This window comes from Fructobacillus sp. ESL1117 (assembly GCF_058508565.1).
Window position 1 is genome coordinate 94796 of the sequence record NZ_CP196385.1, and the last position, 24204, is coordinate 118999.

Here is a 24204-nt window from a genome sequence, read left to right on the forward strand (position 1 = left end):
AGTAAGCATCGGTAGATCGAATAGAGGATAAAGGACAAGACCGATGGAACTGGAATTTTTAGGAACCGGCTCGGGCCAACCATCTAAATTTCGCAATGTGGCTAGCATTGCTTTGAAGCTGCTTGATGAACGGAATGCTGTGTGGCTTTTTGATGTTGGGGAAGCGACCCAGCACCAAATTTTGCAAACAACAATTCGCCCGCGAAAGATTGAAAAAATTTTTATTTCCCATTTGCATGGCGACCATATCTTCGGTTTACCTGGTTTATTGTCCTCCCGGTCTTTTCAGGGTGCCGATAAAAGTGAACCACTGACGATTTATGGCCCCAAGGGTTTGAAGTCTTTTGTTCAAACGGCTTTACGAATTTCAGATACGCACTTGTCTTATCCAGTTCACTATGTGGAAATTGAGGTCGGAACGATCTTTGAAGATGAAACCTTCCGAGTGGTCGCGGCTCCCTTGAAGCACCGAATTGAGGCCTGGGGTTTTCGGGTGGAAGAAAAAGCACATCCAGGAGAGTTGCTGATTGATAAGGTAAAGGCTGATCAAATTCCGGCCGGTCCTGTTTATGGCCGCTTAAAGGCTGGCGAAACAGTTACCTTGGACGATGGTCGTGTGATTAACGGTCAGGATTATCTTGGCCCAGCCCAGCCGGGCCGGGTCGTGACCTTTATTTTGGATACACTTCCAAACGACCAAGCCAAGATTTTGGCACAAGGTGCAGATGTTTTGGTCCACGAATCAACCTATGGTCAAAGTAAAGAAGAAAGTAAATTAGCACGGGCACATGGACATTCCACCTCTCGTGATGCGGCTAACCTCGCACTTGACAGTCATATTGGCAAATTAGTCTTAGTCCACATCTCTGCCCGCTATATTGGCCCATTATTAAAGAAGTTCATAAGCGATGTGAAGCATTTGTTCCCAAATACCTATGTTGCCCGTGACTTCGACGTGGTTGATGTCCCATTCAAGAAGGAGCAGCATGGTACCAAGTAATTGGCGGTTGTTAGACCAACCGAATCAAACAAGTAGCCAATGGTTACAGGAACAATTACACTTAAACCCAGTTACAGCAGGTTTTTTGGTGCAAAACGGCATCAAGGATGTTAAAGAGGCCCAAGCTTTTTTGCACCCTGATTTTCAAAGTATTCATGATCCAAACGAATTTTTCGATATGGAAAAAGCAGTGGAGCGGATTCAAGAAGCGGTGTTTACTGCCGAACCAATATTGGTGTACGGTGACTATGATGTCGATGGCATCACGAGTACCGCGATTATGGTGGAAACATTAACCTCGCTTGGTGCAGAAGTCACCCCCTACATTCCAAACCGATTTGAAGATGGGTATGGGCCTAATCTGAAGACATATCAACGCTTAGTTGAAGAAACCGGTGCAAGTTTGATTATCACCGTTGATAACGGTGTGGGTGGGCACGAGGCGATTGCTTGGGCGCAAGGTGCTGGCATTGATGTGGTCGTGACTGACCATCACGCACTGCCAGAAACCTTGCCTGAGGCCTATGCGATCATCCACCCACGTCATCCAGAGGGAAACTATCCTTTTACTGATTTATCAGGAGCGGGGGTTGCTTTTAAGGTTGCCCAGGCAATTTTAGCCGATGGCCAACCCGCTGAATCGTTGGAAGACTTACCAGTAGAATTTTTGGACTTGGTTGCCATGGGGGCTGTGGCCGATGTGGTTTCTTTGACTGATGAAAACCGAGCCTTTGTGACCTGGGGACTTAAGCAAATTGAGGAAAATCCCAGACCTGGTTTAGCAGCACTGTTAAAGAGTGCCAAACATGCCAAGGGACAAGCAATCTTAGCTGAGACGATCGGTTTCAAGATTGCGCCACGGTTAAACGCAATTGGTCGACTAGCCAATGGTCAGTTAGGGTTGGAACTTTTGCTAACAAAGGACCCGGACCGAGCTAAGGCAATTGCTAAGGAAGTCGAACAGCTCAATGATCAACGCCGAACTTTAGTGGATACTGTTTTTGACCAGGCAAAAGAGCAAGCTTTAGACAAAAAAAATCAGCAGAACAATATCTTACTGATTGCCGGTCAAGATTGGCACCAGGGGATTCTTGGCATTGTCGCTGCCCGTTTGGCCGAATTAGTGAAAAAGCCCGTGGTGGTTCTTGCACTCGTTGATGGCGTTTACAAGGGTTCTGGTCGGTCCTTTGGGGACTTTGATTTGCACACCTTCTTGCAGGCCTATAGTGATCACTTTACTAGTTTCGGTGGTCATGCTGGTGCTTTAGGAGTGAGCATGGTGCTGGACGAATTGCCGGTAGTCCAAAGCTTGGTTCAACAAGATGGGGCCGACCTGCAATTTGCTGATCAAAAATTGGCTGTTAATTTGGTTGTGCAGCCACGTCTTTTAACGCCTGACTTTTACCAGCAATTAGCCTTACTTGAGCCATTTGGGCAAGGAAACCCACAGCCGGTCATTGCTGTTGAGGATGTACCGTTAGAGTCGGTGCAATCAATGGGAGCGCTCAATCAACACTTGAAGCTGAATTTCCGTGGTGGGCGGGGCCTTGTTGAAGCTTTGGCCTTCAACCAGCCCGAGTTGGTGAAAGAAGCCCAAGAAAAAAGGCAGGCAACACTAGCAGGTAAGGTTGGTGTAAATACCTTTGCCGGTAAAACTAGGTTGCAGCTGATGCTGGAAGATTTAGCCTTTGTCGCAACGGAACAAGGTCAGCCTACGCCAATGGGGCCAGCTGTTCGTCAGGTTAACAAGCAAGTAGCCCACACAGCCCAGACTGCACAAGCTACGGTTAAAAATTCATCCAAAACATTGGCCCAGGTAATCGGTCAAACGAATAGTCAAGACTTTGCCAGATTATATAAATATTTGTACGGACACCAAAATTTGGACATTATCGGGCATTTAGAAGTTGTATTATCCGAACTTTCAATGCAAGAAAAGCAATTTAAATTAATGATTCAGGTCTTTTTGGACCTTGGTTTTGTTAAAATGAATGCAGGGACCATTTTGTGTTTACCAAGTACCAGTAAAAAGCCCTTGGCAAACTCTGTCACATACCAGCGGTATTTTGCCGGTTAATGAACCCGGTTTGAGGAAATAAAAAATGAGTAAAATTGATTTACATGATTATGTTGCCACTGTGGAAGATTATCCAGAACCTGGTGTTTCTTTCCGTGACATCTCACCATTGATGGGTGATGGACCAGCTTATCAGCAGGCAATTGATCAAATTGTTGACTTCGCCAAAGACTTAGATGTCGACTTGATTGCTGGACCAGAATCACGGGGCTTCATTGTTGGTTCACCATTGGCCTATGCCATGGGCATCGGTTTTGTACCAGCGCGTAAGTCTGGTAAGCTACCCCGTAAAGCCGTCTCAGCTTCTTATACTTTGGAGTACGGTGGTGTTAATGAGTTGGAAATTCACGAGGATGCTATCCAACCAGGGCAACGGGTCTTGATTGTTGATGACCTTTTAGCAACTGGTGGAACCATCAATGCTACCCGAAAGATTGTGGAAGAATTAGGTGGCGTTGTGGCCGGGGTTGCCTTTATTATTGAATTAGAGGACCTCCACGGTCGAGAGAAGATTATGGAAGCCGGCGAAGTACCGTTTGTTGCTTTGATGGAATACTAAGGACTAGCAGCTGGTACAAAACCGGACTTTCACAGGGTGAAATAAAGGCAAGCAGATGCTCACAACACTATTAGTACTTTTAATGATTAATACAACCGTTGCCGTTATTACGGTATTTCGGGAACCAAGAGACATCGCCGCTACTTGGGCTTGGATTTTGGTGCTGATTTTAATTCCGGTTCTTGGTTTTATTATTTATTCTTTTGCGGGCCGGAAGCTATCACAGCGCCGGCTTTTTGCCTATCAAGGCCAGGATACATCGGCGATGAATGAAAAAATCGCCGATTTGATTCAAGAAGCCGATGAGCGTGGTAAACGAGAGGGGTTCGTTCCGCATTTTAACGAAACGCAAGCTTCCTTAGTTCAGGCCCAGTCTTTGGTGACACTGTTTCAAAATATTAATCAAACCTCCTTGGCAACAAAAAATAGGGTGAAAGTCCTGACTTCCGGTCGGGCTTTCTTTGACCACTTAAAAGAGGATTTGAGGCAGGCAGAAAAAAATATTAACCTTGAGTTCTATACTTTTTATAGTGACAAGCTGGGTCATGAAATCAGAGATATTTTAGTTGAACGGGCTCGAGCCGGTGTTGAGGTGCACGTAATTTACGATGCCCTGGGATCTTTTGGAACCACCAAGCGGTTCTTTGCACCCTTGCGAGCGGCGGGCGGTCATGCTGCGCCTTTCTTGAAAAGGCGACTGACACTAATCGATTTTCAGCTGAACTTTCGTGATCACCGTAAAATCGTGGTGATTGATGGTAAAATTGGCTATGTTGGTGGCTTTAATATTGGCGACCAATACCTTGGCCGTGATAAAAAATTTGGCCATTGGCGCGATACCCACTTGCGAATGACAGGTTCGGGCGTTTACTCACTTCAAGCTCATTTTTTGTTGGATTGGAACGCCTCTGATCCTAAGAGACCGATGGCGGTGACGTCAGACTGTTACTTTCCACCGTTGTCATTAGCGTTGCAGGGCAAGTCAAACTTACAAATTGTGACTTCCGGTCCTGAAACAGATGACGAACAAATTAAGATGGGCTATATCCGCTTAATCCAATTGGCCAAAAAACGCTGCTGGATTCAAACACCTTATTTAATCCCCGATGATTCAACCTTTGATGCTTTACGAATTGCCGCTAACTCGGGCGTTGATGTCCGAATTATGGTCCCTTGTATGCCAGACCACCCTTTTGTTTATCGAGCTACCCAGTACTATGCTGCGCAGTTAGCTAAGTACGGAATTAAGATTTATTATTATCAAAATGGTTTCTTGCACGCTAAGACGATGGTGGTTGATGACCATTTGGCTTCTGTTGGTTCGGCTAATTTGGATTTTCGTTCCTTTAAGTTGAATTTCGAAGTGAATGCCTTTCTATACGACTCTGACTTAGCTCATCATCTTGCCCATGTCTTTAAGCAGGATTTAACTGTTTCCAGTGAGCAAACGGTGACGAGTTTTGCCCAACAGGGCCGTTGGCTGGTCTTTAAACAGTATGTCGCCAGGCTGCTGGCACCAATTTTATAAAAATCAGATTGATATTGTCTCCAGACTTAGGTCGATCAAAAAAAGAAGGCTTTGGCCTTCTTTTTTGTTAAAATTAATAAATTTTTATCTTGCTTAACTGATCAATGTACCAGATAAACGGCATCTTGAATCATGTCAAAGGCTCGATAATGCTGATTTAAAACAGCATTTAATTCCAAATCAGCCTCTTGCCAGAATTTTTTTGAATTGGTGGCACCATTCTTTTCACCAATGACAATTAAGTGAAAAGGTTGGGACTGGCTCCGCAGATACTGTAAAATTTGCCAGTCATCATCACTGGTATCTGGTGCCCAAGCCATCACAAAAATTGGTTTAGAATTTGGGTCATCGGCTTTGTGGAGACTCTCTTTGACGGCTGTGAGTGCAGCTTGTTTGCTAACGGCTGTCCAGGGGACAGGCCGTTGATTATCCTGTCCACTCCAATCGAGATTATCGACAGCTGTCACAACATGTCCTTGCGCTTTTAGTGCAGCAGAAAGTGCGGCATTACCGGCCATTAACTCAACAATCGGTCGAGAATCGGCGAAGCGGACTAAATCCTGAACCCAATCTGTGTTTGGTAAAAACCAGAGCCCGTAGTTGACAATCAGTGTTTCCCTTAGCTGTGCTAATGCGTCATCAAGAAGGAGACGTTCTGGATGGCGACTTAAGGATTTGACATCTTCGAGAAGATTGGGGAGCTGGTGCGGTGGCAGCTGTTGGTAATCAAGGGCTGTCAGAGTTTGAATTACCGCATCAATTTTGGCTAGTGACTGTGGGTCGGCCATGTATTGTTCTTTTAAATCAAGTAGTTTGTCTCGGCTAAGCATAAAGAGTCCTTAAGATTGGGTAAAAACGTTTTAGGTGGCGTTTTCTCTCATCATTTTCTTTGGTACAGTGTTAATGAAATGTCTTATTAGGAGTAGTATACACTATGGCTGATTTTTCTTTGACCAAAACTGACTGGGACCAGGCCTTAGCCCCTCTTTTGCCAATAGGCTATCAGCACCGGGCCGAATCATTTTTAAATGAAATTTATCAAAATCCTCAAAAACCAGTTTATCCGCAGCGTGAAAACGTTTTTTTGGCTTTTGAGAAGACACCGTTAGCGCAAACGAAAGTAGTTATTTTAGGTCAAGACCCCTATCATGGCGAAAGTCAGGCCCAGGGTCTGGCCTTTTCAGTGCCTGATACTTTAGCAGCGCCACCGTCATTGCGTAATATCTTAAAAGAATTGGCCAGTGATGTCGGGTTTAATCGGTCAAGCCATGATTTAACAACATGGGCAAGTCAAGGTGTTTTGCTGTTAAATACGGTTTTGACGGTTGCTGCCGGTCAAGCCAATAGCCATCAAAAAAAAGGCTGGGAAGAGCTTTCAGATGCAGCGATTAAGGCAGCGAGTGCTGATCAACGGCCAAAAGTTTTCATCCTGTGGGGGAAGCCAGCTCAGCAAAAAGCGCGTTTAATCGATGCTGAAAAACACCTCATTTTAATGGCACCACACCCAAGCCCATTGGCTGCCTATCGAGGTTTCTTTGGTTCTAAACCATTTTCAAAGACCAATGCCTTTTTAGAAAGGCACCAAGAGGTGCCTGTTAACTGGTTGAAATAAGTTTGAAATTTGCCCGTAAAGGGCTAATAAAAGAAAGAAATTTTGGTATACTTTAGAAAAGACTAACGAACAAAAGGGAGCAGAAATATGTCACTTTTCGATCAGTTTAAAACAGAAATTAAGGGCCAAAAAATTCGCCTGGTCTTTCCTGAGGGAACCGACGAGCGGGTTTTGACAGCAGCCGTTGAATTGGCCCAAGAAGACTTGGTCAACCCAATTATTTTGGGTGAAAAAGAGGCGATTGTTGCCCTTTCAAAGAAACTTCAATTAAGTCTAAACCAGGTGGAAATTGTTGATATCAAAACCGTTTCAGCAGATCAACGCGTCAAGATGATTAAGGCCTTAGTTGAGCGCCGTAAGGGCAAGACGGATGAAAGAACAGCTGAAAAGTGGCTCCAAGATGAAAATTACTTTGGTACGATGCTGGTCCAAATGGGGGCTGCCGAGGGGATGGTTTCTGGGGCAGTGCATCCAACTGGTGATACGGTACGTCCAGCCCTCCAGTTAATTAAGACGGCTCCTGGTTCGCGCCGAATTTCTGGTGCCTTTATTATGCAAAAAGGAGATCAGCGTTTTGTCTTTGCTGACTGTGCCATTAATATCGACATTGATGCTGAAACGATGGCCCAAATAGCTATTCAATCAGCCCATACTGCTAAGATTTTTGGTATCAAGCCAAAGGTGGCCATGCTTTCATTTTCAACGAAGGGGTCTGCTAAGGGTGCCCAAGTTGAAAAGGTTCAGGAAGCGACAAAGATAGCCAAGGAATTGGCACCAGAATTAGCCGAACAAATTGATGGCGATTTGCAATTTGACGCAGCCGTTGTTGAAAAGGTAGCTAATGCCAAGGCACCCGACTCAGCGGTGGCTGGTCAGGCGAATGTCTTTGTCTTTCCAAGTTTGGAAGCGGGGAATATCGGCTATAAGATTGCCCAACGTTTGGGCGGGTTTGAGGCGATTGGCCCAATTTTGCAAGGACTGGCCAAGCCGGTTTCAGACCTTTCCAGGGGTGCTTCTAAAGATGATGTGGTCAAGGTAGCCATCATCACAGCAGCTCAGGCTCTGGCACAACGTTAATTAAGTGCATTAAAGGGGTAACCGAGTCCTTGGTTAGCCCTTTCTTGCCATTATTTTAACAAAAATCTGAATGAAAGCAGTATGAGTCTTTATGAATTTTTTTCTTAACCAAGGTATGGGTCACGGCAATTCGGGCGTTGAACATGCTCAATTCTATCGGGCCCAGTGCTTTTTAAAGGGACAATTACCATTCAAAATTGTCTTTACTGATTTACTGCAAGATTTGCATGTTCATATGCGTGAATGGCATTTACCAGAAAATCAGGTTATTGGTCTTTATGACTTTTTGTTAGCTGCCGACCCTTTTGACTACTTGGATAATGGTTTGCCTGCTGACGAAGTGCACAAGAGCCACGAAAAGATTTTAATTGATCAAACCGATACGCAGCGCATGATTACGACTCAAAGTTCCGGTAATTACCAAATTCGTCGTTTACGCGATAAGATTTTTAATACAGAAAAAAATATCTATATTGTTGATGATGCTTATGTTTCCTTGACGAAGGGGACACATCAGGTCGAGTGGTCGTATCGACAGGGGCCAGGTGAAAAAATCATGCAGGACATTCATCTGACGAATTTCTTAGGGGAAAATTACTATTTCTTGACTTTTGACGAGTTAGTGACTTTTTTCTTAAATCAACTTGAAGTACATTTTGGACAAAATACGTATTTTATTGATCGGGGAACATTCTATGATGAAGCCCTGGTCCGACAAAAAGTAGCGGGTTCGACGCAGAAAATTGTTGGCATGGTTCATGCTAACCACAAGGTGAGTGAAGAGAACGGGCACATTCTTTTTAATAATTTTTATCAGTACACATTGGATCATTTGGACCAGTATGATGCGGTTGTTGTGGCAACCAAGGCACAAAAAGAGGCTCTAAAGAGTGATTTGCAAGGTTATACCGCAGCGAAAAACCTCGATAAGATAGATGCCATTCCCGTTGGTGGGGTAACGAGTCTTGGCCAAAAAAAGACCAGGAAGAATCAAAAACTAAATTTGGTGACAGCCTCGCGTTTGCATGAAGAAAAGCACATTGACCAAATTATTGATGCTGTTCACGTTTTAGTGGCACGTGGTCATGACGTCAATTTGACTATCTATGGTGCCGGGGCCGAGCAGCAAAAATTAGCCAAGCAAATTAAGGATCTTGGTTTGACTAATCGCGTTGTCTTAGCTGGTTTATCTCAGCATGTGACAAAGGATTTGCAGCGTTATGATGTTTTTGTTTCCGCGTCATACTCTGAGGGATTTGGCTTGACTTATCTGGAAGCATTAAGTCAGGGCCTCCCAGTTGCTAGTTATGCAAATAACTTTGGCGCTAAGGAATTGATCCATCCCGGTGAAAATGGTTATTTGGCTGATTTTTTAACAACCGATGCTGATCGTAACAACAATGTGGTCCAGCTTGCGGAGGCTATTTTATCTTGTTTCCAAGATTACGATCGGCTTTCAGCTGGTGCAATCGCTTCTTGCCGGCCATTTTTGACAGAAAAGGTTACTGAAAAATGGGTGGAATTGGAGGATGAACTAGCATGAAAGCTGCACTAATTAATAGTTTTGATGAAAGAAACCAGCAGGCAGTTGCTTGGCAAATTAATCAAGTGCTGGCTGGTGAGTTGGATGAACTTTGGCTGGCAACCCCACATGAAGATGCTGTTCAAATTGCCCGTGATCTTGGCTTAGAATTACACCAAGTTTTTGACCTTTGTAGTCAAAGTTATTTGGCCGATCAAGTAGCTGGTGAGGGACTCTGGTTTTATGATTTAAAAGTTCCTAACCAGGGTCAATTAGTTGTCAATCAGGATTGGACGAAGAGTATCTCCGTGGCTGGACACTTGGTGGCGGACGTACGCTGGTTCGCCAATTCTAACCGCCTCGTGCAGGCCGTGACTTGGCAGAACGCAGGTGGTCAAGTCGAGCGTAAAGACATTTATCAACGCAATGGCCGTTTGTTCGCCAAACAATATTTTAGTAATGGCCAACTGCTTCAATCTGATTTTTACGTTGGCTTTGATCAGCTGGTTTGCCAAGACTTTTATTTTCAAGGGATGCGCAACTTTGTTCTTGATCAAAGGCAGCGCCACTATGATTCTGCCGAGAATTACTTGGAACATGTGATAGCAAAGCAGGGACACTGCGATGTCCAAATTAGTACAGTTGACCGTTGTTTAGTTTTAGCACCAACGGGGTCAACTCTGGCCCTGCCACAGGGTGTTTTGGATGAACAGGGAAATGTCTGGCCTGATTTGGTCATGGTCTTAACGAAACAAAAATATGGTGTTAGCCGTGTATTGGTGGCAAAAAGTGACCACGAAAAACTAAAGAAGGCGGGACTTCCCTTAGATAAGGTTGAACTGTTCGCTTGAGGTTGATAAAGGAGAGAAACCTTGAACATATTCTTATTGCCCACCTGGCAAGAAAATTCGAACTCAAAAAACGAAGTTGATAGTAGTCTGGCTTTGACCAAGCTCTTTTTGCGTGCCGAAGACCAGGTGACGGTTATTTTTGCCAATTACTTGCCACGGTTGAGAACCTGGCTGGGTCAGGCGCAGATTGAAGCCATTCAATATTGGTCAGCCTATGACGAATTGCAACAAGTAACGCAAAAGGATCGTCAGCCACTTGATTTAACTGATTTTACTTGGCCAAAAAATGCTGAATTTGTTCGCATGTATGACCGAATCGTGGTCTTGGTTGACTTAGTCCACTATGCGACAATCTATTTTACTTATCCCAAAGCAGATTTGATTGATCGCATTGATTTGCTGAAAAATGGTCAACTTGAGCAACAACTGACGATTGATGATCGGGGCTTTGTTTCACGGGTATTGACCTACCAAGAAGAATCATTGCAGACGATTGACTATCTTAGCCAAAGTGGCGCGGTTGTTGCAAAAGAGGACTGTCAGACCGGTCAAGTGAAGGCGCTGTTACCGGACGGTTCTGAGCAAACTTTTACTGAAATGGGGGTCTTGATTGAATCACTGGTGGTTTTGCATCTCCAATCGCTGTCAGACCAAACCCTCCTGGTCGAACCTTCGGTAAAAAATTTAGCCATTGCTCAGCAAATCAAAGGAAATCAGCGGGTCTTAGTCTTGGACTATCCATTTTACGGGGCTGAAACTAGCCAAAAATTGGGTCCAAACGATCTGTTGTCTTTTGAAACTGTCACGGGGCAAGTGCCACTTTCATCTGCTTTCAACCTAGTTCACCAACCGCTTGTTTTGGGACCCTTTTCTGTTGATTTGGCGACTAAAAATGCTGTACCAAAGAAGCACTTTGTTTGCTATTGGCGCTTGGGTTCGCTTTCAGTTGATTATGCCAACCATATCTTTACCACACTTTTTGACTTGGCGATTGAGCATGATGATTTGGTGATTATTGTTGAAAATGATATGTGGCAGGTTGGCTTTCAGCAATTGTTAACCGCAAAATTAGGTCAGTTGGCGCAGAGCCAAACTTTGTCCCCCGAACGGTTAGAGACGTTGCCTGCTCAGTTTGTTCTAGTTGATTGGCAGACACCTCAAAAGCGACAGGAGTATCTGCAAACCGCATCGGTCGTGATTGATCTCGCCGATGAGGTCGATTTGTCGCTACAAGCACAAGCCTTGGCATACGGGCTGCCTTCTCTGACCAAAACCCAAACGGCCTACCAGGCACCAGAGACAAAGCACGTTCAAAGTGTTAGTGATATTGTGACGAGTTTGAATTGGCTCTTGGATCAACAAAATTGGCAGGGAGTTCAGGATTCTTTGCTAAAGATTCAATCGGACTATGCCAGTGACGCTTTAGCTGCTAAATGGCGGGTTGAGTTACGCTGATTTTAAACAAAAAGTTAGCCGTCAGAAGGTAATTGAGTTAAACGGGAATAGCTTGGCTGATGCGATGAAGGACAACTAACTATTGAATAACTTTTGAAGGAGGACCGTGATGGCCCAGATGTCAATTTTACAAATTGGAGAAGTGGATTGGACCGACCAAGTTCAAAACGAAAATTTGGACTGGCATTATACTACTAGCTTGGACTTACCTTTCTTGTTGGCTCGACAACAAGATCCCAGTTTTTTAGCTTATACATATGTTTTGTTGACCGATTTCGTGATTGATTCGACTGTTTTGTCTCGTCAAATCAGGGAGTGGCCGGCTTATCGAGTTATTTATTTGGGAAATACCGTTGGCTTCAACCGGGAGTTGCAGCAGGCGCTAGATGATCGTGGTGCATTTTATTTTCAGGAAAAAAAGCCAGCAGAGGTGGCTGATCGAATTATTCGTGATTTATATTTGGGACAAGCTGGTTTTCCAACTCGTTTCTCTGAAACGCAATTTTTGCCGGTCAAAAATTATCGTTGGCAGCTCAAGCGGTCGGGGCGGTTTTCGACGGCGATTGATGGCGATTTTGGCGCTGACTACCAGCAAATTGGCACGTTGAAAACCTTTCCAGGGGACTATCAGCCAGAACAAGAGAACCTTGTCTACTGTGATTACGAACAGACTGGGGATGCTGAATTAGCATTGTGTTTTGTGTTTTACCATAATGGTCATTTACAGCAATTACAGATGATTCAAGGACCTGCAATGCGGCGATTGACGGCGATTAAGGCGCCAGCTTCGTACCAGGATTATCAAATTCTCGTGCTTGCCAAGGGCAAGGGAACCCTGAACCTGCATAATGTGCACCAACGGCGGTCTCGCCACGGGTTAGGGTATTTTTTGCCTGGTGGAAGTCGGGATATGACTGAGGATGGGCAGGAAGTTCTTTCTTACTTTAACCCGGGCACTAAAAAGGGGCCACTGGTTGTGCTCTTCGTCGGCACTCGCCTTCACGTGGAAGGATTTGAGATGATGGGGCCACTGTCTGATTTGGGCTATCCATACTTACTTTTGACGGATCCCAGAGCCCAAGGCGGTGCTTTCATGGTCGGCAATGAAGAATACGAGGGCTTGATTAAGAAAAAAATCAGGAGCGCTCAAGAGGCAGTGCGAGTAACAGACGACGAACTGATTTTAGCTGGATATTCAATGGGTTCTTACGCAGCAATGTACTATGCGGGTCAGGTTGCTGCTGATCACTTGGTGTTGGCTAAGCCAATTATCAATTTGGGAACCTTCACTGCCAAGGGGGACTTTGCTCATAGCGGTGTTAACCATGATTGGATTTTAGATGTTCGCTATTTGTTAACCGGTCGGCTTGATCGATCGGATACTGAACGTTTAAATCAAAAACTCTGGCATTCGTTGGATCAATTGACTTGGCGTAATGGTGAGGTTTCGCTCTTTACGACGACTCAGGACGAATATGATGGGGAATCATTACCAAAACTATTGGAATATTTCCGTCATCATCATGTCGCCGTTAATCGCGAGCAAATGCCCGGTTATCATGAAGATCAAGTAGAGGCGATGGTTGAATTTTTGAAAAAAGAGATTGGTCGACAGGCCAAAGTTATTAAACAGGAGGGCTGGCGTTAATGCAATATCAAATTTATTGGCAACCGCAAACGGCCCTTCATGAATTGCAGGGAGCAATTGTTGACTTTATCAAGGAGGATGAGGTTCATTATACGAACCACTTTTTGCCTTCTGGCCAAGTCATTGCCTCATGGACGGATGCAGCGAATTATTATCAGGATAAGTCTTTTTCTGATTTACCCCGATTGAAGCCGGGTCGCATTTATCAAACCACTCGGCGGGTGCAAAATTCCAAACGAATGCACGCCTACTTGAACTGGACTTTTTTTGACGAAAAGGATCAAGTTATCAGTAGCCAGTACCAAAACGGCGACTTTTTGGATTTAAAGGTTCCAAGGATTTATGATCACTACCGATTAGACTTAATGTCGGCTGGGACGGGTGATTTTACTTTTTATGAGGTAACGGTGGCGGAAAAAGTGGCTGGCTGGCTTTTCGACCAGGACCAGCAAATTACCGAATTCCTCGGGGCGTATCTGGATATGCCAAATCAGTTGGCTAGTAAAACCCTGCGAGTGATTCTTTCGGAACCAGAATTTCGTCAAACAGCTTATCCAATTCACGCGGTGAAAAAATCACCGCAGGCAGTTTTGTACCTTGCGACTGATTTGCTTCATTGCCAAGATTTTTATAATGAAGAAGTCTTGAAAGTGATCAATCAAGCCAAAAAGCAAGCTCGTGCTAAGGACGTTGAATTTGTTGGCTATGGTTTGGTTTCCTCCATGATGGCATTGCAATACCGGCAGGCCGTGAAAGGGGCAAAAGCAATTGTTGCCAATCCCGACCAGCTTGTTTTGCCAGCAGGGATTGACCGGTATTCAGCTGATTTATCGGACTTTTTGTCCTCACTACCAGAACAAATTGAAAGATTGCTGGATGCCAATGACAGTTTATTGGTTCACTACTCTTTGGCGAAAAGTGCTAGTCCCATCCAGGTTATCCGCCCTCAGACAGAACTTCTGCAGCAATTAGCTTATCCTGAATGGCCAGAAAGTCGGCAGGAAAAGCTGAAACGGATTCGAGCAGCCCGTGAGGAAGAAAAGCAACGTAAAAAAGATGAGCAGACGCAAAAAAAGCAAATTCGGGGCGGTGAGGTCAACCGTGATTCGTCAATGAAGAAAAAGCAAGACAGTAATTCAGATGGCCAGCAGCACCCAGAGAAAGTTGCTGGTGAAAAAAGTCTGTTCGTCACTGCTACCAATCAAGACGTCGCACCTGATCAACCTTTGCCGCCATTAGGACCAGTTTTAGTGCCGAGTGATTTACCCCCATTGACGCAAGATCGGCAAGAATCTGTACTATCTCAGTTAGGGGTTGCGGTGAATCAAAATCAGGTAGTTGACAAATTGTCAGAGTCACCAGATGCTTTGCAATTAATTGATTCGGCTCAGGGAAAAACAACCCAGGCTGTTGAGGGGACCACTGCAACACCAGAACCAGATAAAAATTACTTAGAAGAATCTGTAGAATTAGATTCAACGAGCGCAAAAGAACCTATGAAGTCAGAGCAAACGAATACACAAGAACGAGATGCTAGTGCTGAAGGTCACCGCCAGAAACAGCTTCGGGGCTTTTTCACTAGAAATCGAACTTAATCCTATAATGATAACCGTGAACATGTTGTGAACGCTGAAAAGGCCCCGAAAATTTGAAATTTCGGGGCCTTTTTGTTAACAAATCATTGATTAGTGGTTAGCAATGGTAAAACGTTGGTTAGGATGTTTTGGATCGTGGTATTCGGCCACTAAGGCGTTGGCCAGGGTAGCACTTGTCACCACTGATTTTCCTTCATCATTGGTCAAAAGATCATCTTGTCCCATTAATGGCTTAGGATCGGCTGGGCCAGCAATGAAGTCCATCGATGGTGAAATTCCAAACCAAGAAACGTTTTCAACACTTCTCAAAAAATCGAGTTCGAGAACCTGGTTGGCTGGTACACTCACCCATTCTTCTGATCCTGGAATTTTCTTTAAATCGTCAAGCAAGAGGTGACGGTCATCTCCGGTATGGAGTGAAGCGGCACCAAGAATAAAGGCCAGGCGTGGCTTTTCTTGTTCACGGACGAGGTGAACGAGGTGGGCAGCCAGGTCAATTTGCAAGAAAGCCTTGGTTGGAGCTGAAAAAGAATCGACGACAACGTCAAAAGCTGCCAAATCATCTTGTGTTAATTCAAAGGCATCCTTTTGCAATGTCCTAATGGTTGGAAATTCCTTTTTCAAATCAGCAAGTTTGTCGGCTGACCGACCGTTGGCAGTGACTTCATCGCCGGCAGCCAATGCTGCCTTAACTGTTGCGGAACCTGCCATTCCTGTTGCGCCAATAATTAATACTTTCATGAAAACTCCTTTCGATGCTAAGCGTATGATGGTTAGTTGAATTTAAGAGGTAGTGTCTCTTATTGTATTTTTAAAAGATACAATAAAGAAATTATACCATACTATCTAAATTGATTATAGGTCTGATAGTTGGTTTCACCAATGAATCTTGCGAGTTTTGAAGAAAGCAAAAAGAGCTGACCGGTAGTTGGTCAACTCTTTTGGATGATGCGGATTTACTTTTAGAAATAAGCCTTCACGAAGAGGTCAATAGCTAGCAAGACTGCTAAAATACTAACAATGATTTTTAATATCTTATCTGGAATAACGCGGACGATTTTTGGACCGATATAGCCACCGATGAAGAGGCCAATCCCCATTGGTAGTGCCAGTCCCCAGTAAATGTGGGAAGAAAAGGCGTAGATCAGGGTTGCAATCAAGTTTGATGCACCAAGGGAAACGTTCTTGACCGCATTGTAGGATGAGAAGTTCATCGTGGTCGTGGCAGAAAGGATGGCTAAAAGCATCACGCCACCGGCCGCACCGAAGTAACCACAATACATTCCAACCAACAGAATGGCGACAGAAATCACTGTTTTATAGACTGGTGAATGGGCATCGTTTTCCATTGATTCATCACGAGTCAAGTTGAGCGGGTTTGACTTCGATTTATTGATTTGTGAAAAAAGGAGTAAACCGGCAAGCAAGACAAAGAAGGGAACAATCTTAGAAAAATAGGAAGCGGGCTGTGATAGGAGTAGCCAAGCACCAAAGATTGATCCTAAAATAGTTAATGGAAAAATTTTAATCAATTCTTTTTTATGGCTGGTTAATTCTTTTTTGGAAGAAAACATGGAACCAAAACCAGTCATCACGAGGGCGGCGGTGTTGGTAACATCAGCAAAAATTGGTGGAATCCCAACTGCTAAAAGCGCGGGGTAGGAAACAAGAGAGGCCAGCCCTGCAGTAGTACTGACAATTCCGGCTAAAATGCCCATCGGCAGCAGGAAAAGAAAGGCTTGTAAATAATGGTCTGTTATCATAAAAAAGAAGGACTCCTTTGAAATGTTTTTATTTTTTTGCAAAATAACAAAAATCGGTCCTTGGATAAAAATGTTAGAAAAATTAACAAGAACAACAGTTATGAGTATAGAATTTTCCCGACAGAAAAGCAATTCTGGTGGGAAACTGTTTTGCTTTTTAAATAAAATTTACACTTTTGTGTTTTTTCACCTTTTTTTCGGTTGAATTTCAGTGTAAGGAGAAAGAGTAAAACTCAAATATGTAGTAGTAAGCGCTGGTAGTGGTCATGAATTTGTGGGAACTATTGAGCAGCTAGAATAAGAAAAAATAAAAAACACCTCAAGTCAATTAAGATTTGAGGTGTTTTTTATTTGTTTTGTACATTTTTTGTACACTTGAAGCTAGAAATGCTTGTTTTAAAGCATTGTTCTATGCCGATGACAGGAATCGAACCTGCACGGTGAAATCACCATACCGACCTGAACGGTACGCGTCTGCCAGTTCCGCCACATCGGCAACAAACAAGTAAAATTATACCTTGGATAAGTCCTAATTACAAGTCTTGACTTTAATTAAAATTTTCTTAAAATGGATACTAATCGAGGAGAAGTAGGCCCGCAGGTAATGGGACTTACCAACGATTGATGGACTACAATCAGCCGCTGGCGTCTGAACTTTTAAGTTTACTGTGTGTCTTTCAGTTCTTTTATTTTGACCGTATTGGGCACGGGGCGCTAGAAGCTGCCCTGTGTTTTTTTGTTGGTGCAGAAGGAGGAAAAACGTTGAGTAGTTATAACTTTTCGGCTGGGCCAGGGGTCCTGCCGAGTTCGGTGATTAAGCAGATTCGAGAAGACTTGGAGAAGGAAGAAAACTCGCATTACAGTATCTTAGAGATTTCTCATCGTAGCTCCCAGTTTGATGGGATTATTCATCATGCAGAAGAACGCCTGCGTCAATTGATGGACATCCCAGACGATTACGCTGTGCTCTTTATTCAAGGTGGGGGATCTCTACAGTTTGAGATGCTCCCTCTCAACCTGGCCAATCAGAAGAACAAAATTGCGGTTTTAGATTCCGGTAACTTTGCCAATAAGGCAGCCAAGGCCGCGCAAGCAGTTGGCAAAGAAGCCACAATTGTCGCTAGCTCAAAGCCAGACCACTACCGCTCTTTGCCAAAGTTACCAGCTGATTTTGCTGCTGCTGACTATGACTATCTCCACATCACCACCAACAATACTATTGAAGGTAGCACTTACCATCAAGAAAACTTGCCTAAAACTCCTGGACACTTGGTGGCAGATATGTCTTCTAATATTCTAGCTGAGCCTTACGATGTGTCTGATTTTTCAGCCATTTTTGCCGGAGCCCAAAAGAACTTGGGGCCTGCCGGTGTCACGCTCGCCATCGTTAAAAAAGATTGGCTTGCTGAGCAAAAAATTGAAGGTGTTGGCCCAATGATGCGTTACCAGTCATACATCGACAAGGACTCGATGTACAACACTCCGCCCGTCTTTAGTATTTACGCCCTCAGCCTTGTTTTGGATTGGGTTTTTGAACAGGGAGGTGTCAAGCAACTTTACTTAAACAATCAAAAGAAGGCCAAGCGCCTTTATGATTATTTAGATCAGTCTGATTTTTATCAAGTCCCTGTTTGTGGTCAGCAACGCTCCTTAACAAACGTTGTCTTTACAACGGGAGACAATGATTTAGATCGAAAAATCAGCTGGCAAGCTGATCAAGAGGGCCTGCACAACCTTGCCGGTCACCGTTCGGTTGGTGGTTTTCGGGCATCCTTGTATAATGCCCAGCCGATGACAGCTGTCGAGGCATTGATTACATTTTTGCAGAAAGCGGAGAGGGAACACAAATCATGAACATTAAAACGTATAACGCGATTAGTCATACCGGTTTGGACTATTTGAAGGATCATGGTTATGAGATTAACGGTGACCAGGACCCCGATGGTCTTTTGTTGCGCTCCCAAGACTTACACAAGGAGCAAATTCCAAACTCAGTTAAGGCCGTTGTTCGTGCCGGAGCCGGTTTTAATAATATTCCGGTGACTGATTTATCCAAACGGGGCATTCCAGTCTTTAATACTCCCGGTGGCAATGCCAACGCTGTCAAGGAATTAACAGTGGCCGCGTTGATTATGGCAGCCCGACCAATCGTGGGGGCGATTAATTTTTCTAACCAAGTTCGTGGGGGCGATGTTTCACTGCGCACGGAAGTCAACAAGGGTGGTTACCGTGGTACGGAACTGTATGAAAAGACGCTTGGCGTCATTGGCCTTGGGAATGTTGGATCGAAAGTTGCTAATATCGCCTTGGCTTTTGGCATGAAGGTCATTGGTTATGATCCAGGACTGAATGCTAATACTGCTTGGCGTGTTGATCGGCATATTACGCATGCCAAAAGTGTCGATGAGGTCCTGCAGCAGTCTGATTTTGTCACGGTGCATATCCCTTATACGAAAGAAAACCACCACTTTATTGATGCCACTAAATTGGCAGAAATGAAGACAAATGCGGCTTTGATTAACTTCTCCCGGGGTGGCATTGTCGACGATGAGGCAGCGGTGAAGGCTTTGAATGCTGATAAGTTGCGGATGTTTATTACTGATTTTAGTAGTGATGTCTTGTTTGATCATGACAAGGTAATCATTACGCCACACATTGGTGGATCAACGGTTGAAGCAGAAGATACTTCTGCCTTGATGGCAGCCAAACAATTAGACAACTATTTGACCAGTGGCAATATTGTGAATTCAGTCAACTACCCAGATATTAACGAACCCTTTACAACTAAGTATCGGTTGGGCGTTTTGCACAATAACGTGCCAAATATGATTGGGCAAATTACAAAGGTCGTCGGGGAGCTTGACTTAAACATCGAAGAATTATCAAACCGCGCAGTTGGTGACTATGCCTATACCCTTTTGGCGCTAAATCAGTTACCATTAGGACAAGAGGACAATATTGTCGATAACCTAGCAGCCATTGAAAACGTTTTGAACGTTGAATTGTATCAAAACAAGGATTGAAGGGGAGAAATAAAAAATGACAGAAGCACTCCAACAAGCAGCCATTGAGAAATTGATTGCCCGTGGCGTTACGTTGCAGGACGTTTTTGAAGGAACAGAGACCTTTTTGATTGAGAAGTTTCATGATGAAGTTGATGGGGATGCCCTCGATAAGGCGATTAACCGGGTGTTGCACAAGGATGAAGTCGCCGACATCATTTTGACAGCCATTTTTTTGGATGAACAAGCAGTTTTGATGCCTGATTCAGAACCATTGAAGGCCCGATTGCAGCGTGATGCTAATGGTCACAATGTCGATGAAATTTTGGCAATCGGCATTACCCAACAATTCTCAGCCGCAGCCACGGTGCATTATGGACGTTTGGACGATGAAAAGCCTGGCTTGATCGGTGAAATTAACGATCGGACCGATACCGTCAACGTTTACTTGGACGATATCTTAGCAGCCTTGATTTCATCTGCTGCGATGACTTACCTTGAGGTTCTTGGTGGAAACGATTACTAATCGAATTTTCTCTGGTTAATCAATGCGATTTTTGTTACAATAAATTGTATTTTAATTTTTTAAGGAGAAGACACAATGTCAGGACATAGTAAATGGCATAACATTCAAGGTCGTAAAAACGCCCAAGATGCTAAGCGTGGAAAAATTTTCCAAAAGCTTGCGCACGACTTATATGTTGCAGCAAAGGCTGGCGGTGCTGATCCCGAAATGAACGCTTCATTGCGTTTAGTTGTTGACAAGGCTAAGGCAGCGAACATGCCGAAGGATAACATCCAACGAGCTTTGGACAAAGCTTCAGGTGCCGGTGGTGCCAAGTTCGAAGAAGTAACTTATGAAGGTTATGGAACAGCTGGAGTGGCCGTTTTGGTTGAAGCTTCAACTGATAACATTAACCGAACAGTTTCTTCTGTACGGAATTCATTCAAGCACTTCGGTGGATCACTGGGGACTTCTGGCTCAGTTGCCTTCCAATTCGACCGCAAGGGTTACTTGGTGATTGACCGTTCAGAGAACCCTGATTTGGATGAGGACACTATTTTGGAAGCGGCGTTGGAAGCAGGCGCTGAAGATGTACAAACTTCTGATGAAGCATTTGAGATTTACACAGAGCCAAGCGATTTCCAGACTGTCGAAGCTGCATTGACAGAAGCTGGTTATCAATTCGCTGATGCTGAAGTTTCAATGATTGCGCAAAACCCAATGGCGATTTCTGATGAAGATCGTGAAAAGTTGGATAGTTTAGTCGATGAACTGGAAGAAAACGAAGATGTTTTGGCTGTTTATACAACTGCTGAAGACTAATTTTGACTTTCAAGGCTAATTAAAAAAGGCAAGCCCGATTGGGCTTGCCTTTTTTGCTGCTTGCTAATAGAGGAGTGAAGCGCTCGTTAATTTTTAATCTGTGCTATTCGTTTGAACGCTTTTAATTATTTATTTTTGTACCTGGGCTAATGCAGCCTGGACCAAGGCTAATAATTTCTCGCGATCTTGGTCACTCGGATAGAGGTTGATCCGGGTTAATTCACCGGCACGCTTGGCACCGGTCTTTTGAAATTGTTCATCAAAGGCGTCAAGTGCTAGGCAATAGAGGTCACCGTAAAAGGTGTCACCAGAACCTGCTAAGGCATAGGTAAAATCAGTTAAGGCCACGTCAGCGAGGTCATCAAAATAGTCGAGGCCTTCATCGGGGAGTGATCCCTCGTCGTATGTGTAAGGGACAACAAAACCGAGATCAAAGTTTTGTAATTCTTCGGGTTCGGTTTGAGAGATTTCGCTTTTCTTAACAAAAACTCCTTGGTTTTCAAGTTCTTCAACTAAAATATCGGCAACGGCTTCGTTGTTGCCAGTGATTGTGGCAAAAACGACTTGGGCTGTGAGATTTGCTGCAGGCATTGTCTGCCTCCTTTGGCTATGAGATTTAGTACTATTATACAAAATTTACTGTGGCTCTGTTTGCACAAAAGAAGAGCTAAGCTGATTTGAAAGACTGGTAATTTTAAAATTCTTATCTTATAATAGTCACAAATACAAGGAGGATGTTTGATATGGCATTGAATAAAGACCAAGTTGCAGCCTTGCAAAACGTTTATGATAATGGCATTTTGGACCATGATGACAAAGCCCGCCAGGCACTGGCCCAGGTTTTGGCTGATGCGAAATAATTGATATTTTTTTTTGGTCGTGTTATATTTAATCATAGAAATTGCTGATGAGGATAACTTAGGTTAGCAAGTCCTGATAGAGAGCTTACGGTTGGTGGAAGTAAGCAGGACTCTAATTTTTTGACTACCTCTGAATGGTTAGCGAGTAGGAATTGAAAGTTAACCCGGATGACACCGTTAGCTGTCTCAAAGACCCAGATATTGGTTTTATCTGGAAATTGGGTGGTACCACGGTGACACGTCCCTTTGTGCAAACGCACAAAGGGTTTTTTTATGTTTTATTTTCCAAATCAGCAATTGAAAAAAGAAAGAAGGCAATCATAATGGCAGAAATTACATTAAATTTCCCTGATGGCGCTAAGAAGTCTTACGAAGCTGGCATCAAGCCCATTGATGTTGCAAGTTCCATTGCAAAGTCATTGGCAAAAAAGTCTGTTTCAGCAAAGCTGAATGGACACTATGTTGGGATGAATGATCCTCTGACCGCGGGTGGTGATTTTCAATTAATCACTACCGCCGACGAGGAATCATTGGACATCCTGCGTCACTCGACCGCGCACTTGCTTGCTCAAGCAATGCGTCGCTTGCCAAAGTTTGCTCATGCACACTTCGGAGTTGGACCATTTATCGAAAATGGTTTCTATTACGATACTGATAACGGTGCTGGAAACCAAGTTTCTGTGGAAGATTTTCCAGAAATCGAAGCGATGATGAAGAAGATTGTTAAAGAAGATTTGCCAATCTTGTCACATGAAATTACTCGTGCTGAAGCCTTGGAAACTTTCAAGGACGACCCATATAAGGTGGAATTGATTAATGATTTGCCTGAAGACGAGCCGATTTCGGTGGCTGTTCAAGGTGAACATATTGAATTAGACCGTGGTGGTTTGGTGCCATCAACTGGTTGGATTAAGCACTTTAAGTTGGTTTCTGTTGCCGGTTCATACTGGCGTGGTCAATCAGATAACGCCGTTTTGCAACGTGTTTATGGAACGGCCTTCTGGAATGCCGAAGATTTGGAAGCCGATTTGCAACGTCGTGCTGAAGCCAAGGAACGTGATCACCGTAATATTGGGCGTGACTTAGATTTGTTCTTTACGAGTCAAAAGGTTGGCTCAGGGTTACCAGTTTGGTTGCCAAATGGTGCAACTATCCGCCGCCAAGTGGAGCGTTATATCGTCGACAAGGAATTGGCCAACGATTACTTGCATGTTTACACACCAGTTTTGTCAAACTTGAACTTGTATAAGACTTCGGGTCACTGGGATCACTACCGTGAAGACATGTTCCCACCAATGGACATGGGGGATGGCGAGTACTTGGAATTGCGTCCAATGAATTGTCCTTCTCACATTTCAGTTTACCAGCACAAGCCACGCTCTTACCGCGACTTGCCATTGCGTATTGCTGAATTGGGTATGATGCACCGTTATGAAAAGTCTGGCGCCTTGACTGGTTTGTCACGTGTTCGTGAAATGACTTTGAACGATGGGCACACTTTCGTGGCACCAGACCAATTGGAAGAAGAATTCAAGTCAATTTTGAAGATGACAATGGCTGTCTACGAAGACTTTAATATCACGGATTACCGTTTCCGTTTGTCATACCGTGATCCTGAAAACACTGCCAAGTACTTTGATGACGATGAAATGTGGGAAAAGTCACAGGCGCAGTTGAAGCGGGCCATGGACGACATGGGCTTGGATTATTTCGAAGCTCCAGGTGAAGCGGCCTTTTACGGTCCTAAGTTGGACATTCAAACCAAGACGGCCTTGGGTGGTGAAGAAACATTGTCAACCATCCAGTTGGACTTCTTGTTGCCAGAACGCTTTGATTTGACTTATGTTGGTGAGGATGGTCAAGACAATCATCGGCCAGTGATGCTCCATCGTGGTATTGTTGGAACGATGGAACGCTTTACGGCCTACTTGATTGAAATCTATAAGGGTGCTTTCCCAACTTGGCTAGCACCTTTGCAAGTGCAAATTATTCCTGTTAACAACGGTGCTCATGGTGCCTATGCCAACCAGATTAAGCAAGGGCTGCAGGAAGCCGGCTTGCGTGCCAACGTTGAAACGAAGGAAGCTAAGATGGGCTATTTGATTCGTGAAGCGCAAACCAAAAAGGTCCCATATACGTTGGTCTTGGGTGATGATGAACAAGATAACCAAACGGTTACGGTTCGTCGCTATGGTCAACAAGCAACAGAGAAGATGTCGGCTGACGCCTTTAAAGACTTAGTCTTAAAAGATGTTGCCAACTACTCTCGAGTAGAAGAGTAATGTAGTCACCAACAATCAAGCCACTCGCTAGTGAATTGATTTGTTG

20 protein-coding genes, 1 tRNA gene and 1 other annotated feature are annotated in these 24204 nt (G+C 44.1%); of the genes, 16 read left to right on the forward strand and 5 right to left on the reverse strand.

Features of this window, described 5'->3' with window-relative positions; translation table 11 throughout:
- Positions 1–43: 43 nt before the first annotated feature.
- From rnz to cls, 4 genes are read left to right on the forward strand one after another with little or no spacing between them, the layout of a single operon-like run.
- Complete coding sequence (gene rnz / locus ACSYSH_RS00505; protein WP_489816379.1) at positions 44–1000, forward strand: ribonuclease Z; 957 nt, start codon at positions 44–46, stop codon at positions 998–1000.
- Positions 987–3077, forward strand: a complete 2091-nt coding sequence (gene recJ / locus ACSYSH_RS00510) for a single-stranded-DNA-specific exonuclease RecJ (protein ID WP_491702090.1) — start codon at positions 987–989, stop codon at positions 3075–3077. The genes rnz and recJ overlap by 14 nt, the downstream gene beginning before the upstream one ends.
- A gap of 25 nt (positions 3078–3102) precedes the next feature.
- A complete protein-coding gene (locus ACSYSH_RS00515; RefSeq protein ID WP_489816381.1) occupies positions 3103–3636 on the forward strand; it encodes an adenine phosphoribosyltransferase in 534 nt (177 codons plus the stop codon).
- A 55-nt stretch (positions 3637–3691) separates the two neighbouring features.
- Positions 3692–5164, forward strand: coding sequence for a cardiolipin synthase (cls, locus tag ACSYSH_RS00520; protein ID WP_491702089.1), 1473 nt, complete (start codon positions 3692–3694; stop codon positions 5162–5164).
- A 101-nt stretch (positions 5165–5265) separates the two neighbouring features.
- On the opposite strand, the gene ACSYSH_RS00525 is transcribed toward cls, so the two are convergent.
- On the reverse strand, positions 5266–5994 hold the full coding sequence (locus ACSYSH_RS00525) for an SAM-dependent methyltransferase (protein WP_491702088.1): 729 nt from the start codon (positions 5992–5994) through the stop codon (positions 5266–5268).
- A gap of 104 nt (positions 5995–6098) precedes the next feature.
- Here ACSYSH_RS00525 and ACSYSH_RS00530 point away from each other — a divergent pair, with 104 nt between their 5' ends.
- The 7 genes from ACSYSH_RS00530 (at position 6099) to asp3 (ending at position 14924) form a co-directional block, all read left to right on the forward strand.
- A complete protein-coding gene (locus ACSYSH_RS00530) occupies positions 6099–6776 on the forward strand; it encodes a uracil-DNA glycosylase (RefSeq protein ID WP_489816384.1) in 678 nt (225 codons plus the stop codon).
- A gap of 87 nt (positions 6777–6863) precedes the next feature.
- Positions 6864–7853 carry a phosphate acetyltransferase gene (gene pta, locus ACSYSH_RS00535; protein WP_489816385.1) on the forward strand — a complete coding sequence of 330 codons (990 nt, stop codon included), beginning with the start codon at positions 6864–6866 and terminating at the stop codon, positions 7851–7853.
- Positions 7854–7944: 91 nt separating this feature from the next.
- The gene (locus ACSYSH_RS00540; RefSeq protein WP_489816386.1) at positions 7945–9396 is read left to right on the forward strand and encodes a glycosyltransferase; all 1452 of its coding nucleotides are present in this window, start codon (positions 7945–7947) and stop codon (positions 9394–9396) included.
- A complete protein-coding gene (locus ACSYSH_RS00545; RefSeq protein ID WP_489816387.1) occupies positions 9393–10226 on the forward strand; it encodes a glycosyltransferase in 834 nt (277 codons plus the stop codon). The genes ACSYSH_RS00540 and ACSYSH_RS00545 overlap by 4 nt, the downstream gene beginning before the upstream one ends.
- Positions 10227–10247: 21 nt before the next feature.
- Positions 10248–11681, forward strand: coding sequence for an accessory Sec system glycosyltransferase Asp1 (asp1, locus tag ACSYSH_RS00550; RefSeq protein WP_489816388.1), 1434 nt, complete (start codon positions 10248–10250; stop codon positions 11679–11681).
- A gap of 109 nt (positions 11682–11790) precedes the next feature.
- Positions 11791–13329: an accessory Sec system protein Asp2 gene (gene asp2 / locus ACSYSH_RS00555; protein ID WP_489816389.1), complete on the forward strand. Its 1539-nt coding sequence runs from the start codon at positions 11791–11793 to the stop codon at positions 13327–13329.
- A complete protein-coding gene (gene asp3 / locus ACSYSH_RS00560; RefSeq protein WP_489816390.1) occupies positions 13329–14924 on the forward strand; it encodes an accessory Sec system protein Asp3 in 1596 nt (531 codons plus the stop codon). The genes asp2 and asp3 overlap by 1 nt, the downstream gene beginning before the upstream one ends.
- Positions 14925–15014: 90 nt before the next feature.
- Here asp3 and ACSYSH_RS00565 read toward each other — a convergent pair whose 3' ends face one another.
- The 3 genes from ACSYSH_RS00565 to ACSYSH_RS00575 form a co-directional block, all read right to left on the reverse strand.
- Positions 15015–15665: an NAD(P)-dependent oxidoreductase gene (locus tag ACSYSH_RS00565; RefSeq protein WP_489816391.1), complete on the reverse strand. Its 651-nt coding sequence runs from the start codon at positions 15663–15665 to the stop codon at positions 15015–15017.
- Between the two features lie 221 nt (positions 15666–15886).
- Positions 15887–16687 (reverse strand): sulfite exporter TauE/SafE family protein, encoded by an 801-nt coding sequence (locus ACSYSH_RS00570; RefSeq protein ID WP_491702630.1) that lies wholly within the window; start codon positions 16685–16687, stop codon positions 15887–15889.
- 412 nt (positions 16688–17099) lie between these two features.
- A tRNA-Leu gene (locus ACSYSH_RS00575) sits at positions 17100–17183 on the reverse strand.
- Between the two features lie 266 nt (positions 17184–17449).
- Here ACSYSH_RS00575 and serC point away from each other — a divergent pair.
- From serC to ACSYSH_RS00595, 4 genes are all read left to right on the forward strand, one after another.
- Entirely contained in the window at positions 17450–18541 is a 1092-nt protein-coding gene (gene serC / locus ACSYSH_RS00580) for a 3-phosphoserine/phosphohydroxythreonine transaminase (RefSeq protein ID WP_491702629.1), read from the forward strand.
- Entirely contained in the window at positions 18535–19710 is a 1176-nt protein-coding gene (locus tag ACSYSH_RS00585; protein WP_491702638.1) for a 3-phosphoglycerate dehydrogenase family protein, read from the forward strand. The genes serC and ACSYSH_RS00585 overlap by 7 nt, the downstream gene beginning before the upstream one ends.
- A gap of 16 nt (positions 19711–19726) precedes the next feature.
- Entirely contained in the window at positions 19727–20215 is a 489-nt protein-coding gene (locus tag ACSYSH_RS00590; protein WP_252774132.1) for a phosphatidylglycerophosphatase A family protein, read from the forward strand.
- 75 nt (positions 20216–20290) lie between these two features.
- Positions 20291–21016 (forward strand): YebC/PmpR family DNA-binding transcriptional regulator, encoded by a 726-nt coding sequence (locus ACSYSH_RS00595; protein WP_252774131.1) that lies wholly within the window; start codon positions 20291–20293, stop codon positions 21014–21016.
- Positions 21017–21145: 129 nt separating this feature from the next.
- Here ACSYSH_RS00595 and ACSYSH_RS00600 read toward each other — a convergent pair whose 3' ends face one another.
- Positions 21146–21607: a flavodoxin domain-containing protein gene (locus ACSYSH_RS00600; protein WP_489816393.1), complete on the reverse strand. Its 462-nt coding sequence runs from the start codon at positions 21605–21607 to the stop codon at positions 21146–21148.
- A 304-nt stretch (positions 21608–21911) separates the two neighbouring features.
- Positions 21912–22125, forward strand: a binding site (T-box leader).
- 74 nt (positions 22126–22199) lie between these two features.
- Here ACSYSH_RS00600 and thrS point away from each other — a divergent pair.
- On the forward strand, positions 22200–24158 hold the full coding sequence (gene thrS / locus ACSYSH_RS00605) for a threonine--tRNA ligase (protein WP_252774129.1): 1959 nt from the start codon (positions 22200–22202) through the stop codon (positions 24156–24158).
- Positions 24159–24204: the final 46 nt, after the last annotated feature.

Excerpts from the sequence above, each read along its gene's own strand:
- rnz (WP_489816379.1), top strand. The coding sequence starts at position 44 with ATGGAACTGGAATTTTTAGGAACCGGCTCGGGCCAACCATCTAAATTT.
- recJ (WP_491702090.1), top strand. The coding sequence starts at position 987 with ATGGTACCAAGTAATTGGCGGTTGTTAGACCAACCGAATCAAACAAGT.
- ACSYSH_RS00515 (WP_489816381.1), top strand. The coding sequence starts at position 3,103 with ATGAGTAAAATTGATTTACATGATTATGTTGCCACTGTGGAAGATTAT.
- cls (WP_491702089.1), top strand. The coding sequence starts at position 3,692 with ATGCTCACAACACTATTAGTACTTTTAATGATTAATACAACCGTTGCC.
- ACSYSH_RS00525 (WP_491702088.1), bottom strand. The coding sequence starts at position 5,994 with ATGCTTAGCCGAGACAAACTACTTGATTTAAAAGAACAATACATGGCC.
- ACSYSH_RS00530 (WP_489816384.1), top strand. The coding sequence starts at position 6,099 with ATGGCTGATTTTTCTTTGACCAAAACTGACTGGGACCAGGCCTTAGCC.
- pta (WP_489816385.1), top strand. The coding sequence starts at position 6,864 with ATGTCACTTTTCGATCAGTTTAAAACAGAAATTAAGGGCCAAAAAATT.
- ACSYSH_RS00540 (WP_489816386.1), top strand. The coding sequence starts at position 7,945 with ATGAATTTTTTTCTTAACCAAGGTATGGGTCACGGCAATTCGGGCGTT.
- ACSYSH_RS00545 (WP_489816387.1), top strand. The coding sequence starts at position 9,393 with ATGAAAGCTGCACTAATTAATAGTTTTGATGAAAGAAACCAGCAGGCA.
- asp2 (WP_489816389.1), top strand. The coding sequence starts at position 11,791 with ATGGCCCAGATGTCAATTTTACAAATTGGAGAAGTGGATTGGACCGAC.
- asp3 (WP_489816390.1), top strand. The coding sequence starts at position 13,329 with ATGCAATATCAAATTTATTGGCAACCGCAAACGGCCCTTCATGAATTG.
- ACSYSH_RS00565 (WP_489816391.1), bottom strand. The coding sequence starts at position 15,665 with ATGAAAGTATTAATTATTGGCGCAACAGGAATGGCAGGTTCCGCAACA.
- ACSYSH_RS00570 (WP_491702630.1), bottom strand. The coding sequence starts at position 16,687 with ATGATAACAGACCATTATTTACAAGCCTTTCTTTTCCTGCTGCCGATG.
- ACSYSH_RS00590 (WP_252774132.1), top strand. The coding sequence starts at position 19,727 with ATGACAGAAGCACTCCAACAAGCAGCCATTGAGAAATTGATTGCCCGT.
- ACSYSH_RS00595 (WP_252774131.1), top strand. The coding sequence starts at position 20,291 with ATGTCAGGACATAGTAAATGGCATAACATTCAAGGTCGTAAAAACGCC.
- ACSYSH_RS00600 (WP_489816393.1), bottom strand. The coding sequence starts at position 21,607 with ATGCCTGCAGCAAATCTCACAGCCCAAGTCGTTTTTGCCACAATCACT.
- thrS (WP_252774129.1), top strand. The coding sequence starts at position 22,200 with ATGGCAGAAATTACATTAAATTTCCCTGATGGCGCTAAGAAGTCTTAC.